The 12,936-nt window shown below is 73.0% G+C and carries 15 protein-coding genes; 8 read left to right on the forward strand and 7 right to left on the reverse strand.

The genetic code is table 11. From position 1 onward, the window contains the following. Positions 1 to 19: 19 nt before the first annotated feature. Both N8J89_RS18775 and N8J89_RS18780 read left to right on the forward strand, forming a co-directional pair. On the forward strand, positions 20 to 772 hold the full coding sequence (locus tag N8J89_RS18775; protein ID WP_283665664.1) for an ABC transporter ATP-binding protein: 753 nt from the start codon (positions 20 to 22) through the stop codon (positions 770 to 772). Next, positions 769 to 1,530, forward strand: a complete 762-nt coding sequence (locus N8J89_RS18780; RefSeq protein ID WP_283665665.1) for an ABC transporter permease — start codon at positions 769 to 771, stop codon at positions 1,528 to 1,530. Before N8J89_RS18775 ends, N8J89_RS18780 begins: the two co-directional genes overlap by 4 nt. A gap of 1 nt (position 1,531) precedes the next feature. Here the strand turns inward: N8J89_RS18780 and N8J89_RS18785 are convergent, their stop codons facing one another. Further along, positions 1,532 to 3,031 carry an MFS transporter gene (locus N8J89_RS18785; RefSeq protein ID WP_283665666.1) on the reverse strand — a complete coding sequence of 500 codons (1,500 nt, stop codon included), beginning with the start codon at positions 3,029 to 3,031 and terminating at the stop codon, positions 1,532 to 1,534. A gap of 87 nt (positions 3,032 to 3,118) precedes the next feature. On the opposite strand from N8J89_RS18785, the gene N8J89_RS18790 reads away from it, so the two are divergent. Further along, complete coding sequence (locus N8J89_RS18790; RefSeq protein WP_283665667.1) at positions 3,119 to 3,784, forward strand: TetR/AcrR family transcriptional regulator; 666 nt, start codon at positions 3,119 to 3,121, stop codon at positions 3,782 to 3,784. On the opposite strand, the gene N8J89_RS18795 is transcribed toward N8J89_RS18790, so the two are convergent. Next, a complete protein-coding gene (locus tag N8J89_RS18795; protein ID WP_283665668.1) occupies positions 3,778 to 4,902 on the reverse strand; it encodes an ROK family transcriptional regulator in 1,125 nt (374 codons plus the stop codon). The genes N8J89_RS18790 and N8J89_RS18795 overlap by 7 nt on opposite strands. A 43-nt stretch (positions 4,903 to 4,945) precedes the next feature. Between N8J89_RS18795 and N8J89_RS18800 the strand changes: the two genes are divergently transcribed. Continuing rightward, positions 4,946 to 6,184, forward strand: a complete 1,239-nt coding sequence (locus N8J89_RS18800; protein ID WP_283665669.1) for a YbiU family protein — start codon at positions 4,946 to 4,948, stop codon at positions 6,182 to 6,184. On the opposite strand, the gene N8J89_RS18805 is transcribed toward N8J89_RS18800, so the two are convergent. Both N8J89_RS18805 and N8J89_RS18810 read right to left on the reverse strand, forming a co-directional pair. Then, on the reverse strand, positions 6,181 to 7,101 hold the full coding sequence (locus N8J89_RS18805; RefSeq protein WP_283665670.1) for an NAD(P)/FAD-dependent oxidoreductase: 921 nt from the start codon (positions 7,099 to 7,101) through the stop codon (positions 6,181 to 6,183). The genes N8J89_RS18800 and N8J89_RS18805 overlap by 4 nt on opposite strands. Positions 7,102 to 7,216: 115 nt before the next feature. Further along, entirely contained in the window at positions 7,217 to 8,062 is an 846-nt protein-coding gene (locus tag N8J89_RS18810; protein ID WP_283665671.1) for an SDR family NAD(P)-dependent oxidoreductase, read from the reverse strand. A gap of 179 nt (positions 8,063 to 8,241) precedes the next feature. Between N8J89_RS18810 and N8J89_RS18815 the strand changes: the two genes are divergently transcribed. The 4 genes from N8J89_RS18815 to N8J89_RS18830 all read left to right on the forward strand — a co-directional run bounded on the left by N8J89_RS18815 (position 8,242) and on the right by N8J89_RS18830 (position 10,263). Then, entirely contained in the window at positions 8,242 to 8,916 is a 675-nt protein-coding gene (locus tag N8J89_RS18815; RefSeq protein WP_283665672.1) for a hypothetical protein, read from the forward strand. A gap of 292 nt (positions 8,917 to 9,208) precedes the next feature. Then, positions 9,209 to 9,433 carry a phosphotransferase gene (locus N8J89_RS18820; protein ID WP_283665673.1) on the forward strand — a complete coding sequence of 75 codons (225 nt, stop codon included), beginning with the start codon at positions 9,209 to 9,211 and terminating at the stop codon, positions 9,431 to 9,433. Between the two features lie 12 nt (positions 9,434 to 9,445). Next, positions 9,446 to 9,925, forward strand: coding sequence for a phosphotransferase family protein (locus N8J89_RS18825; RefSeq protein WP_283666196.1), 480 nt, complete (start codon positions 9,446 to 9,448; stop codon positions 9,923 to 9,925). A gap of 38 nt (positions 9,926 to 9,963) precedes the next feature. Beyond that, on the forward strand, positions 9,964 to 10,263 hold the full coding sequence (locus tag N8J89_RS18830; protein WP_283665674.1) for a hypothetical protein: 300 nt from the start codon (positions 9,964 to 9,966) through the stop codon (positions 10,261 to 10,263). Positions 10,264 to 10,422: 159 nt separating this feature from the next. Here the strand turns inward: N8J89_RS18830 and N8J89_RS18835 are convergent, their stop codons facing one another. Genes N8J89_RS18835 through N8J89_RS18845 form a run of 3 tightly spaced genes read right to left on the reverse strand, consistent with a single transcriptional unit; the run spans position 10,423 to position 12,672 of the window. After that, the gene (locus N8J89_RS18835) at positions 10,423 to 10,788 is read right to left on the reverse strand and encodes an S-adenosylmethionine decarboxylase family protein (RefSeq protein ID WP_252478600.1); all 366 of its coding nucleotides are present in this window, start codon (positions 10,786 to 10,788) and stop codon (positions 10,423 to 10,425) included. A 52-nt stretch (positions 10,789 to 10,840) separates the two neighbouring features. Beyond that, the gene (locus N8J89_RS18840; RefSeq protein ID WP_283665675.1) at positions 10,841 to 11,767 is read right to left on the reverse strand and encodes a Gfo/Idh/MocA family protein; all 927 of its coding nucleotides are present in this window, start codon (positions 11,765 to 11,767) and stop codon (positions 10,841 to 10,843) included. Continuing rightward, entirely contained in the window at positions 11,764 to 12,672 is a 909-nt protein-coding gene (locus tag N8J89_RS18845; protein ID WP_283665676.1) for a glycosyltransferase family 2 protein, read from the reverse strand. The genes N8J89_RS18840 and N8J89_RS18845 overlap by 4 nt, the downstream gene beginning before the upstream one ends. Positions 12,673 to 12,936: the final 264 nt, after the last annotated feature.

Consider the following 12,936-nt stretch of genomic DNA (forward strand, 5'->3'; position numbering starts at 1 on the left):
CAGAGGAGATTGGGGGAGCATGGCCGTCATCGAGGTGGAGAACCTGCACAAGCGGTACCGGGACACGGTCGCGGTGCGGGACATCGGGTTCCGGATCGAGGAGGGGGAGATCTTCGGCATCGCCGGACTGAACGGCGCGGGCAAGACCACCACCGTGGAGTGCGTGGAAGGGCTGCGGCGGCCCGACGGCGGGCGGGTGCGGGTGCTCGGGCTGGACCCGTGGCGGGACCGGGCCCGGCTGCGGCAGGTGGTCGGCTCGCAGCTGCAGGACAGCATGCTGCCGGAGAAGATCCGGGTCGGCGAGGCGCTGCGGCTGTTCCGCGCCTTCTACGCCGAGGGCGCCGATCCGGACGAGCTGCTGGCCGAGCTGGACCTGGAAGCCAAGCGGGACACCGCTTTCGAGGCGCTCTCCGGCGGGCAGCGACAGCGGCTGTCCATCGCGCTGGCGCTGATCGGCAACCCGCGGATCGTGGTGCTCGACGAGCTGACCACCGGCCTGGACCCGGCGGCCCGGCGGCGCACCTGGGCGCTGATCGAGAAGATCCGCGGCACCGGGGTGACCGTCGTGCTGGTCACCCACTTCATGGACGAGGCCGACCGGCTGTGCGACCGGCTGGCCATCTTCCACCGCGGCCAGGTCGCGGCCCTGGACACCCCGGCCAACCTGCGCGCCCAGCTCGCCCGCAGCCGGGGCGTGCCGGACGTGCCACTGGAGGAGGTCTTCCTGGACCGCACCGGCGAGCTCCCCGAAGCAGTGGAGGCGGAGGCATGACCACCCTGACCGCGTTGCCCCGCACCACCGGCTGGCGCGCCCTGGTCCTCAGCGAGGCCCGGCTGCTCTGGCGCGATCCCGGCGGCCTGGTGCTGCCGGTGGCCCTGCCGCTGCTCATCATGGTGATGAACGGCATGGGGGCCAAGGCGTTCAGCCCGCCGGGCGGGATCCGCGCCTTCGACACCCTGGCCACCCCGGTGGCGCTGGGCATGATCGTGGCCACCACCGGGCTGGTGAACGTGCCCGCGGTGCTGGTGGCCTACCGCACCACCGGGGTGCTGCGCCGGATGTCGGCCACCCCGGTCAGCCCGGTGGTGCTGCTCGGCGCCCAGGTCCTGGTCAACCTGGCCCTGTCCGCCTTCGGCATCACCCTGGCGCTGACCGTGGCCGCGCTGGCCTTCGACCTGCGCGCCCCGGCCGCGCCACTGGCCGCCGGGATGGCCTTGGTGCTGGGGGTCTTCGCCAACTACGCACTCGGCGTGCTGCTGGCCGCGGTGGTGCCCTCGGCGAGCGCGGTGGTCGGCATCGGACTGGTGGCCTTCTTCGCCACCTTCGCCGCCGGTGGTGGGTTCCTGCCCGCGGAACGGCTGCCCAGGTGGCTGGCCGCGATCGGCGAGTTCACCCCGTTCGGCGCGATGCTGCGGGCGATGCGGGACGCCTGGTCGGGGGCCGGGTTCTCGGTGTTCCACCTGGTGGTGCTGGCGGCGCTGGGGGTGCTGCTGACCGCGTTGTCGGTCCGGCTGTTCCGCTGGAGCTGAGTCACGAGTGCGCCTCCGCCATCGGGCGCACCGAGCGCAGCGCCACCAGCACGAACCCGGCCAGCACCAGGCACCCGGCCACGCCGATCCAGGCCACCCAGTGCAGCCCGCTGACGAAGGACTCCTTGGCCGTGGCCAGCAGCGCGGCGCCGAGCGCACCGCCCAGCTCGCCGCTGAGCCGCACGGCCGCGGCCAGGGTGTCCCCGGCGATGGCCAGCTGCTCACCGGTCAGCCCGGCCGGTGGCGAGCCGAAGAGTCCGGCGCGGTAGACCACCGCGCCGAGGCTGCCCAGCAGGGCGATCCCGGCCGCGCCGCCGAACTCGTTGGCGGTCTCGGACAGGGCGGCCGCCGCGCCCGCCCGCTCGGGCGGGGCGGTGGCCAGCACCAGGTTGGTGGCGATGGCCGCGACCGCGCCGATGCCCGCGCCCATCACCACCTGGGAGGCCAGCACCCACAGCACCCCGCTGTCCGCGCTGACCTGGGCGATGAGCAGGAAGCCGCCGGAACCGACGGTCAGTCCGGCGGCGACGAGGTAGGCCGGGCGGACGGTGCCCGCGACCGCGGTGGCCAGGCTGACCCCGGCCAGCATCCCGGCCATGCCGGGCAGCGACCACAGCGCGGACTCGAACGGGCTGTAGCCCAGGATCAGTTGCAGGTACTGGGTGACGAACAGGCCGATGCCGCCGAGCACCAGGTAGGTGATGGTGCAGGCGACGATCGAGCCGCTGAACCTGGCGTGCCGGAACAGCCGCACGTCGATCATCGGGTCGGTGGCGCGCAGCTGCCGCCGCACGAACAGCCAGCCGACCGCCAGCCCGGCCGCGATCACGCCGAGGTGCGCCCACGCCAGGCCGTCCACGGCGATCTTCTTGATGCCGTAGATCACCGGCAGGATGGCCGCCAGCGACAGCAGCGCGCCGAGCAGGTCGAACCGGCCGGCCTCCGGGTTGCGCGCCTCCGGCAGCAGCACCGGGCCGAGCACCAGCAGCACCAGCATCACCGGCACGTTGAGCAGGAACACCGAGCCCCACCAGAAGTGCTCCAGCATCAGCCCGCCGATCACCGGGCCGACCATGGTGCCGCCGGCGAAGCCCATGGTCCACACGCTGACCGCGATCTGGCGTTCCCTGGCGTCGGTGAACATGGTGCGGATCAGTGAGAGTGTGGACGGGGCCAGCGTCGCCCCGGCCACGCCGAGCAGCGCCCGCGCGGCGATCAGCAGCTCGGTGCTCGGCGCGTAGGCGGCCAGCACCGAGGCCGCGCCGAAGAGCGCCGCGCCGGCCAGCAGCACCCGGCGCCTGCCGAAGCGGTCGCCGAGGGTGCCCATGGTGATCAGCAGTCCGGCCAGCACGAAGCCGTAGAGGTCCAGGATCCACAGGAGCTGGCCGCTGCTCGGGCGGAGCTCGGCGCTGAGCGCGGGCACCGCGTAGAAGAGCACCGACAGGTCCATGGACACCAGGATCGTGGGCAGGGCCAGTACCGCGAGGCCAAGCCATCGCATCGAATTCCCCCAGGTTTACGTCGTAAACATCGTGGACGCTTACAACGTATACTTCGAACCCCGAGTAGGGCAACTGAGTGGAGGAGCATGCGCGAGACGGCGACCCGGCGACCCGGCCTGAGCCAGGAGCTGATCGTGTCCACCGCGATCGAGCTGGCCGATGAGGGCGGCCTGGACGCGGTGACCATGCGCGGGGTCGGCCAGCGCCTGGGCGCCTCCGGCATGGCGCTGTACCGGCACGTGGCCAACCGGGAGAAGCTGGTCGAGCTGATGATCGACCGGGTGGCGGGGGAGTACGCCTACCCCGAGCCGCGCCCTGGGCACTGGCGGGAGTCGCTGGCCGCGGTGGCCCGGCAGGACTGGCGGTCCTTCTTCGCGCACCCGTGGATGCTGGCCGCGACCGCCACCGCCCGGCCGCCGCTGGGTCCCAACCTGATGGCCAACATGGAGTGGGCGCTGGCCAGCTTCGACGGCCTCGGCCTGTCCGCGCGCGAGCGGCTCTACCTGCTCGGCGTGGTCACCAGTCACGGCCACGGGCTGGCCATGGTGTGGCTGGGCGGGGACGCGGTGCCCGACACCAAGGCCACCACCGGCTGGTGGCGGGAGCGGGTCAGCGCGGCCGAGGGCTGTTCCCGGCTGCTCGCGATCACCGAGGAGCTGGGCGAGGAGGTCTACGTGCAGGAGGAGTTCGAGTTCGGGCTGGAGCGCCTGCTCGACGGCCTCGCGCTGTACCTGGACCGCCGACGTCAGTGAGCCGGGCGCACCGCCGCTGACCTGGCGTGTTCCAGTGCCAGCTGCAAGGCCCCGTGCGCGGGGGCGGCCGAGCCGAGGGTGCCGTGGCTGAGCCGGACCGGCGCGGGGGAGCGCTGGGCCACCGCCGCGCGCACCGGTTCGAGCAGTGCGGGATGGGTGCCCACCGGGCCGCCCAGCAGCACCAGGCCCGGATCGACCACCGCGGTCACCGAGGCCACCACGCGGGCGATCGCGGCGCTGAGCGTGCCGATCGCCTTGCGCCGGGCCGCGTTGTCCTTGCCGGACAACAACTCCAGCACCGCGTGCACGTCACCGCGGCCGAACCCGGCGGCCGCTAGCTCGGCGGCCAGGGTGCCCTCGCCACGGCCCGGCAGGTAGCCGATCTCCCCGGCCAGGCCGTGCGCGCCGCGGATCAGCTTGTCCCCCAGGCACAATCCGACACCCAGGCCCGCGCCGACGTAGACGTAGGCGAAGCTCTCCGCGCCGACCGCGCCGCCACCGCGGTGTTCGGCCAGCGCGGCCAGGTTCACGTCGTTGTCCACCAGCACCGGCGCACCGGTCACCTCGGCCAGCACCTCCGCCGGGCTGACCAGGCCCTCCGGGAACGGCGAACCGGGCAGCGCGACCACCTCGCGCGAGCCGGGCGCGACCGGGTTGGCCACCGAAACCCCCACCGCCCGCAGCGGTCCACGCCGTTGCGCCGCCTGCGCCTCCCGGACCACCTCGCGCAGGGCGGCGGCCAAAGCCTTGCTGTCACCCGGTTTCCCCGGTGGCCGCAGGTGCTCCCGCCGGATGGCTCCGGCCAGATCCGCTGACTGGGCCCGGATTCCGGACTGGTCCAGCACCACCGCGAGCACCCAGCCCGCGGCCACGCCCAGCTCGTAGAAGGTGCCGACCCGGCCGCGCCGCCCGGTCTCGGCCAGCCCGGTGGCGTCCAGCAAACCGGAGTCGACCAGGCGGCGCACCGACTCCGACACCGTCGGCTTGGAGATCCCGGTGACCGCGGCCAGCTCCGCCCTGGTCACCCGGCCGCGGGTGATCACCTCGGCGAGCAGCCGTGTGTCGGTGCCCGTGCGGAGCACCGACTGCGGGAGGGCTCTTGCGCTGTCTCGGGTCACCGGCCTAGCCTGCCACCAGCATCTAGTTAGGTGAGGTTACCAAATGGGACCAAGTACCGCACCCGCTGACTTCCCGGCCGCCATCCGCGCGGCCAAGACCGAGCTGCGCGCCCGCATCGGCGACGTCCGCGCCGCATTCGCCCAGGTGGAGGCGCGGATGCGGGAGGAGGTCGCGGCCGTGGTCGCCCAGCGCGAACGCGGCGAGCAGGTCTGGCCGGTGCTGGAGCTGGCCGAGCTGGACCGGGCCACCGAAGCCCAGCGCGCGGCGATCCGCCGCCGCGGCTGCGCGGTCATCCGCGGCACCTTCCCGCGCGAGCGCGCCGAAGCCTGGGACGCCGAACTGGTGGACTACCTGGCGCGCAACGACTTCGAGCGCAGCTACCGCTACCTGGACGACGGCGTCTTCGGCGGCCTGGCCGCGGGCAAGCCGTCGATCTTCCCGATCTACTGGTCCGGCCCGCAGTTGGCGGCGCGCTCGGACCCGAACATGGCCGCGGTGCGCACCTTCCTCAACGGCTTCTGGCGGCACGAGTCCGAGGGCCGGGTCTGGTTCGACCCGGCCCGCGACACCGCCTACCCCGACCGGGTCCGCCGCCGCGCACCCGGCGCCAGCTCCGCGGGTCTGTCCCCGCACACCGACTCCGGCTCGGTGGAACGCTGGCTGCTGCCCGCCTACCAGCAGGTGTTCCGGCACGTCTTCAGCGCCGACCCGCTGCGCTACGACCCGTGGGACGGCGCCTACCGCACCGAGGTGCACGAGTACCCCTCCACGGTGATGTGCTCGGCCTTCCGCACCTTCCAGGGCTGGACCGCGCTCTCCGAGATGGCCCCGACCGAGGGGGTGCTGCACGTGGTCCCGATCCCCTCGGCCATGGCCTACCTGCTGCTGCGCGCCCTGCAGGACGACGTGGCCGAGGACGACCTGTGCGGCGCGGCCAACGGCCAGGCCCTGCCGATCAGCGAACGCTGGCACAGCCTGCTGCTGCCCGCGCTGACCCCGATCCCGGCGGTCGAACCGGGCGACACGGTGTGGTGGCACGGCGACCTGATCCACTCCGTCGGCCCGGTGACCGGCCAGCGGGGCTGGGCCAACGTCATGTACATCCCGGCCAGCCCGCACTGCCCGAAGAACGCCGAGTACGCCGCCCGCTGCGGTCAGGCCTTCCTGACCGGCGCCAGCCCGGCCGACTTCGCCGCCGAGGACTACGAGACCACCTGGACCGGCCGACCGGGACTGGCGGAGCTGAACCCGTTGGGGCGCAGGCAACTCGGCCTGGACTAGCCGCGCAACACGGCCAGCTCCCGTTCGATGTCCTCGGCCAGCAGGTGGTGGTTGATCGCGATCGCGGTCACCGACCCGGCCGCGGCGGCCTGGATCGCCTGCGCGCTCTCGCTCACCACGTTCCCGGCCGCCCACACCCCCGGCACGCTGGTCCGGCCCGCGCCGTCCACACTGACCCAGCCGTTGTCGCCGACCCGGCAGCCCAGCTTGGTCAGCAGCTCGTCCCGTGGCAGGAACCGCGGCCCGACGAACACCGCGCGGCGCGGCTCCACCCGGCCGTCGGCCAGCTCCACCGCGCTGACCCGGTCCTCCTCGGTCCGCACCCTGGCCACCTCGCCCTCGATCACCCGGATTCCCCTGGCGGACAACCGTTCCCGCTCCGGCTCAGTCAGGACGATCCGGTGCGGGAAGAAGACCACGTCGGCCGACCACTGCCGGATCAGCACCGCCTGATGCAGGGTGAACGGCCGGTTGTCCCCGCCCAGCACGGCGATCGGGGAGTCCCTGACCTCGTGACCGTGGCAGTACGGGCAGTGCAGCACATCCCGGCCCCAGCGCTCGCGCAGGCCACCGATCTCCGGCAGCTCATCGCGCAACCCGGTGGCCACCACCAGGTTCCGGCTGGTCAAGTCCTCTGTGGACAGTCGAACGCGGAACCCGCCCTCGGCAGGCTCGATCGTGTGCACCCGCTCGGCGCGCAGCTCGCCGCCGTACCTGGCCACCTCGGCCCGGCCGGTGGCCAGCAGCTCGGCGGGCGGGGTGCCGTCCTGGCCCAGGAAGCCGTGCAGGTGCGCCGAGGGCGCGTTGCGCGGCTCGCCCGCGTCCAGCACCAGCACCCGGCGATGGGCCCTGGCCAGCATCATGGCCGCGGTCAGTCCCGCCGTGCCGCCGCCGACCACCACTACGTCGAAGTCCATGACAAAGCTCCCCCACAGCGGCGCGCGCCACTGTCAGCTGTGTGTGAACTGCTCCCTCGGCCGGTCGAACGCCAGGCCCGGGTCTCGCCCCAGAACGGGTCGCCGGGGCACGCTATCACCAGACCGGATCGAGTTCGAGCAGTTTCAGCGTGCGCTGCCACAGCTCCTGCCCGAACGCCGGATCGTGCGGCTGAGGGCCCTTGGGCGGCTGACGGCGCATCAGGTGGAAGTAGGCGCCGTTGACCGACTCCGCCGCCGCGGTGGCCAGGTGCACCAGCGGCGCGGCCCCCTGGTCCGGGCTGACCGCCAGCCGCCTGCCCAGCGGCGAGTGGATCATCACCTTGCCGAACAGCCCGAACACCCCGTCGTTGCGGAAGAACTCGCTGGCGACCAGTCCGGGGTGGAAGGAGGAGGCGGTGAGCCCGCTGCCGGCGGCCCGCCGGGCGAGTTCCTGGGTGAAGAGCACATTGCCGAGCTTGGAGCAGGCGTAGGCGCGGGTGCTGCGGTAGCGGCCGCGGGCGGAGTCGAGGTCGTCGAGGTCCAGCCGCGCCCAGGAGTGCGCCGCGCTGGCGGTGGAGATCACCCGCGCGCTGCCCAGTGCCGGGGCGAGCAGGTGGGTGAGCAGGAACGGGGCGAGGTAGTTGGTCTGGAAGGTCAGCTCGTGGCCGTCCGCGCTGAGGGTGCGCCTGCTGACCTGCCGGCCCGCGTTGTTGACCAGCACGTCGATCACCGGATAGTGCGCCAGCAGCTCCCCGGCCAGCCGCCGGACCTCCGCCAGCCTGCTGAAGTCGGCCACGAACGGTTGCCCGCCAACCTCTTCCGCCACCGCCGCGGTCTTCGCCGGCGACCGCCCGACCACCGCGACGGTGGCCCCGAGCCTGCTGAGCTGCCGCGCCCCGGCTGCCCCGACCCCAGCGCTGGCTCCGGTGACCACCACGATCCGCCCGTCAAGATCAGACATGTCGAAACGACCTTCCCCCAAGGAAATGTGACCGCCCGATACTGCCAGTCCGCAGGCGTTCGCGGGCACTGTGGTTTCAGTGTCGACCGAAGTTAGTAGGGTGGGGCAGGAAGAGCGAAAACCGCCGAGAGAGGGCTGTCGGGCTGACCACGCCCGGGCGCCGGAAGAGACTGGGGCGTATGGGACTTGCGGAGATCACCGCACGGCAACCGCTGCGGCTGATGGGAGTCGCGGCGGCGCTGGCGCTGTCGGTGGCTGCCTGCACCGGCCCGCCACCACGCCCGCCCGCCCCTGCCCCCGCGGTCGCGGCCATCGACCAACCCGGCAGGTCACCGGTGCCCCGCCCGGACAACCTGGAGGACGTCCCCGGCACCACCCTTCAGCGCTCACCCCGCCTGGAAGAGGAACTGCGCCGGGCCCTGCCACCAGGCCTGCGCGTGGTGCGGACGAACTCCGCGGTCGAGCCCGTCCTGTCCGCCCGCCACTACGAGATCGGCGCCCTGGTCACCGACGGCACCGGCTACGGCACCGTCCTGGTCACCTTCGACAGCCCACCGATCACCTCAGGCGAACCGGGCTGCCTCAAACCCGACCGGCCACACTGCCGCATCCTGCCCCGCCCGAACGGCGACACCGTGTCCATGGTCGACCGCAGCGGGAACACCGAACGGCGGGCCATCACGGCCGAGCGGTACCGCGCCGACCAGAAGCTGGCGCTGACGGTGCGCTCGCTGGACGGGGCCGATGAGCGGCCGTCGCGGTTCTGGCGGGGCGGGCCGAGACTGGACCGGGTGCCGCTGGACGCGGACCAGGTGGTGGCACTCAGCGACCACCCGGGGTTCACGCCTGACTGAGGCCGGGCTCCGGTGGCGGGATGGGCGGGGTGGGCAGGGGGTGCCCCGGGTCCGGGTCCGGGGTCGGAAGTGGTTGGGGCGTACCGGGTTCCGGGTTCGGCGGGGCAGGGCTGGGCGTCGGCTGCGGGGCCGGTCCGGGGTTCGGCTGGGGCGGCACCGGGTCCGGCACCGGGATGGGCGGGACCGGCTGCGGTTCGGGCTGCAGCGGCGGCGGTGGCGGAGGCGTCGGCTGGGTCATCTCCTGGGAATACCCCGTCGCGACCGTTCCCACCATCGGCCAGGATCAGGAACCGTGCCAGCCGACCCACGCGTGCTCGCCCGGATCGCGGCCAAGCACGGCCACGCCGCGGCGGACCTCCGCCCACTGCCGCCCGGCGAGGCCAACCACGTCTACCAGCTCGGCCCCGACCTGGTCCTGCGCATCCCCCGCGGCAACCCGGCCGACCTGCACAAGGAAGCCGCCGTCATCCCGGTGGTCCGCGCTGCCGGCGTCGCCACCCCGGCCCTGGTCGCCTAGAACCCCGCCGCCCTGCACGCCCTGGGCCACCACCTCTCCCGCCTGCACCGCATCACCCCGGCCACCCCGATCCCCGGCGTCCCTGCCGAGGTCCCCGGCCGCGACCCCCGCCACCTGGCCGACCACCTGGCCACCGCAGGCCACCTCGACCCCGCCAGCGCCCACTGGCTCACCGCCTGGTTCGACCACCTGGACGCCCACCGCCCCGACGCCGAACCGGTCCTCGTGCACGGCGACCTCACCCCGCGGAACCTGTTGACGCACCACAACTCCACCACCCTCATCGACTGGGGCGATGCCACCTGGGCCGCCCGCATCCTCTGGCACCACCTGTCCTGGACGCTGGGCCGGTTGCGCGATCCGGGGCCGCGCCCGGATCAGCGGCACTGGACCGCGCCGCCGTATGCGCGGCTGTTGAGCCTGCTGCGTTTCCTGGCCGATCGGCCCGCGGAGCCGTGGCGGTCCCTGGTGCCGGTCCGCTCAGTATCATGACCGGGTCAGCGAAACCCTTGCGGCCGAGGTGGCGTTCGATGGATCCGATCTCACTCGTCGTCGGTGGGGGACTGCTGCTGTTCGGCTACGTCGCCGGTCTGCTGACCCGGCGCAAGCGCGAGCCGAAGCCGCTCACCGCTGACTGCGGCTGCGGCCACTCCCTGGCCATGCACGACCCGGAGAACGGCAACTGCCACGCCGAGGTGCAGCGGAAGGACTCCTACGGCAAGGACGGCACCTACGTCGGCACCACCTATGCGCAGTGCCCATGCCGGCAGTACGTGGGGCCGCGGCCGATCGAGGAGTTCCTGGCGCCCAAGTACCTGCCACCCGCCTAGGCCGTGTCGCGCATGTCGCGCCCGCGGTAGCCGCGCCGGTTCGGCCGCTGGCGGCACGGCCGGAACGCCCGAATACGGTCCGGTATGAGGGCGTCCCGGCCGCACCGCCAGCGGCCAAACCGATCACGACTCCCGCAGACGCGGCATGCGCGACACGGCCTAGCGGACCGCGCGGAGCAGGCGGGCCACGTTGATGCGGGTCGGGTTGAGGCCCTTTTCGATCTTTTCCAGCATGAGCTCGGCGTTGAGCCTGCCGTAGGCGAGCAGGTCGATGTTGGCCAGGCTGAACTCCGGCCAGGTGTGGATGCTCAGGTGGGACTGGGACAGCACCAGCACCGCGGTCACCGCGCCGTTGGGGAAGACGTGCCCGGTCTCGCCGAGGATGGTCGCGTTGCCGGCGGTGGCCGCCGAGCGCAGCAGCTCCACCAGCGCGGTCTCGTCCACCAGGATCGCCGGATCGCGCACCCACACGTCCACCGCGTAGGAGCACAGCTCGTCGACCTGGACCTCTTCCTGTTCGGCCATAACGCCCAGGCTAGGGCGGATCGGGCCGGGGCGCAGCGAGAACACTGGCGCGTCAGGGTGACCCGGCCAGGTGGTAGGCCGCGATCACCAACTCCTGGAGGTGCAGTGCCTCCGCGGCCGGGACCACCGCGCCGGGGCCGCCGCCGACCGCGTTGTAGAAGGCGGTCATGGCCGCGAGTTCGGGGCGGCGGGTGGCTTGGCGGATCGTGCCGTCGGCCAGGCGGAGCTCGCCTCGCCGGAAGTCCAGCAGGTGCTTGCCCTCGGTGGTGTGCGCGGTGATCGCCATGGTGACGGTGCGCGCGGACCGGTCCACCCGCAGCGCGGCGGGGACGCCGGCGAAGGACAGGGTCAACTCGGCGCGTTCCTCGACCGGGCCGCCGGCCACCGAGCAGGTGCGGAGCTCCGGCTCGCCGAAGACGGTGCGCAGCACGTCGAGGGCGTGGGTGCCCAGGTCCAGCAACGCGCCGCCGCCGGCCAGCCGGGGATCGCGGTACCACGGGGTGAAGGCGCGCCACAGGCGGTCGCCGGGGGTGCTCATGCCGAACTCGATGCCGGTGACCTCGCTGCCGCGCACCGCCTCGGCGAACGGGGGCAGCAGCTCGTGGAAGCGGTAGGGCAGGTTGACGCCGAAGAGCGGGTCGCCGGTGGCGTGCGCGGCGAACAGCCTGGCCTGCTCGATGTCGGCGGCCAGTGGTTTTTCCGACAGGACCGCGATGCCCGCGCTGAGGGCGGTCAGGGCGGGGGCGACGTGGTCGTTGTTGGGGGTGCAGACCACCAGCACATCGGGGTTGGTGCGGTCCAGGATCTCGTGCACGGAGCCGCCGACGTGCACGCCGGGCTCGTTGGCGAACAGCTGGGCGGTGCGGGCCGGGTTGCGGTCGCAGGCCCCGACCAGCTCCAGGTCCGGGCGGGCGTCGATGAAGGGCAGGTGGTAGCGCTGGCACACCCGGCCGCAGCCGATGATCGCGACCCTGGTCATGGCGCGGCCTGCGGGGCGGGGGCGAGCTCGGCGGCGAGCTGGTCCAGGCTGATGCCGCCGCGCAGGAAGTCGCCGACCCGCTCCAGCCGCGGCCTGCCATGTCGTTGCGCCACCAGGGCCCAGAACAGCCGCAGGTCCGCGCCGGTGTGGTGGCGGGCCTGCGGCAGGTGGAACGCGGCGGGGTCCAGCAGCCGGAACTCCGCGCCGGCCGCGGCCAGTCGCAGACCGAGCTCGAGGTCCTCGCCGCCCCACAGCGCGCCGAAGCCCTCGTCGAAACCACCGGCGCGCTCGAACAGCGTCCTGGACATGCTGGTGCCGGTGCCGACACAGGCCAGCCAGCGCAGCTCGTGGTAGGCGGGGACACCGGTGACCGCGCGGGCCACGCCCTCGATGAAGGAGCGGCGCGGGCCGAGGGTGCGGGACAGCCGGGGGAGGGCGGGCAGGTCGGCGGGGGCGAGGGTGCGGCCACGGGCGCCGGAGAGGGTTCGGCTGAAGCGCAGCGGGTCGGCGGTGAACAGGAAGGCGGTGAGGTCGGTGACCCGGCTGTGCGCGACGGTGTGGGTGAAGGACAACGGTGGCGGCGCGGTGTGCGCGGCCAGGTGTGCGCGCAGCAGGTCCGGGTCGGCCAGGGTGTCGTCGTCCAGGAACAGCAGCAGGTCGCCGAGGGCCAGGCCGGCTCCGGTGTTGCGGGCCGCGGCCACGCCCCGGCCGCCGGAGCGGGCCAGGCGCAGCGGCAGGCCGGTGGGCAGCGCGGCCAGCACCGTCTGCACCGCGCCGGGCCGGGGCGCGTCATCGACCAGCAGCACCTCGAAGGAGTCCCGGTCCAGGGTCTGCGCCAGCAGCGCGGACAGGGTCAGGTGCAGGCGGGTGGTGCGGTCCCTGGTCGGGATCACGACGCTGATCATGGGGCGAACAGGTCCATGTGGGCCTCTCCAGGTTTTTCGGATACCCACAACGGGCGCGAATCTCTGGCAGGCTGTGAATTGACACGTCCATTTGCTGGCGAATCGTCATCCGGCATTCCGGTCAAGATAGCGCAGAACAGTCGGCGTCACTAGCTTGTGCTGGTGTCACTGGGTAAATCGAGGTCCGATAGGCCGACTGAATTAATTCCAGAAGCGCATCGCAATGGGGTGCGGGAAAACGCTAGGATGCGCGAATGGCGGAGG

The organism is Crossiella sp. CA-258035, assembly GCF_030064675.1.
Taxonomy (GTDB): Bacteria; Actinomycetota; Actinomycetes; order Mycobacteriales; family Pseudonocardiaceae; genus Crossiella.

What these genes read in the sequence shown, in the direction of transcription:
- N8J89_RS18775 (WP_283665664.1), top strand. Translation starts at nt 20, where the DNA reads ATGGCCGTCATCGAGGTGGAGAACCTGCACAAGCGGTACCGGGACACG.
- N8J89_RS18780 (WP_283665665.1), top strand. Translation starts at nt 769, where the DNA reads ATGACCACCCTGACCGCGTTGCCCCGCACCACCGGCTGGCGCGCCCTG.
- N8J89_RS18785 (WP_283665666.1), bottom strand. Translation starts at nt 3,031, where the DNA reads ATGCGATGGCTTGGCCTCGCGGTACTGGCCCTGCCCACGATCCTGGTG.
- N8J89_RS18790 (WP_283665667.1), top strand. Translation starts at nt 3,119, where the DNA reads ATGCGCGAGACGGCGACCCGGCGACCCGGCCTGAGCCAGGAGCTGATC.
- N8J89_RS18800 (WP_283665669.1), top strand. Translation starts at nt 4,946, where the DNA reads ATGGGACCAAGTACCGCACCCGCTGACTTCCCGGCCGCCATCCGCGCG.
- N8J89_RS18805 (WP_283665670.1), bottom strand. Translation starts at nt 7,101, where the DNA reads ATGGACTTCGACGTAGTGGTGGTCGGCGGCGGCACGGCGGGACTGACC.
- N8J89_RS18810 (WP_283665671.1), bottom strand. Translation starts at nt 8,062, where the DNA reads ATGTCTGATCTTGACGGGCGGATCGTGGTGGTCACCGGAGCCAGCGCT.
- N8J89_RS18815 (WP_283665672.1), top strand. Translation starts at nt 8,242, where the DNA reads ATGGGACTTGCGGAGATCACCGCACGGCAACCGCTGCGGCTGATGGGA.
- N8J89_RS18830 (WP_283665674.1), top strand. Translation starts at nt 9,964, where the DNA reads ATGGATCCGATCTCACTCGTCGTCGGTGGGGGACTGCTGCTGTTCGGC.
- N8J89_RS18835 (WP_252478600.1), bottom strand. Translation starts at nt 10,788, where the DNA reads ATGGCCGAACAGGAAGAGGTCCAGGTCGACGAGCTGTGCTCCTACGCG.
- N8J89_RS18840 (WP_283665675.1), bottom strand. Translation starts at nt 11,767, where the DNA reads ATGACCAGGGTCGCGATCATCGGCTGCGGCCGGGTGTGCCAGCGCTAC.
- N8J89_RS18845 (WP_283665676.1), bottom strand. Translation starts at nt 12,672, where the DNA reads ATGATCAGCGTCGTGATCCCGACCAGGGACCGCACCACCCGCCTGCAC.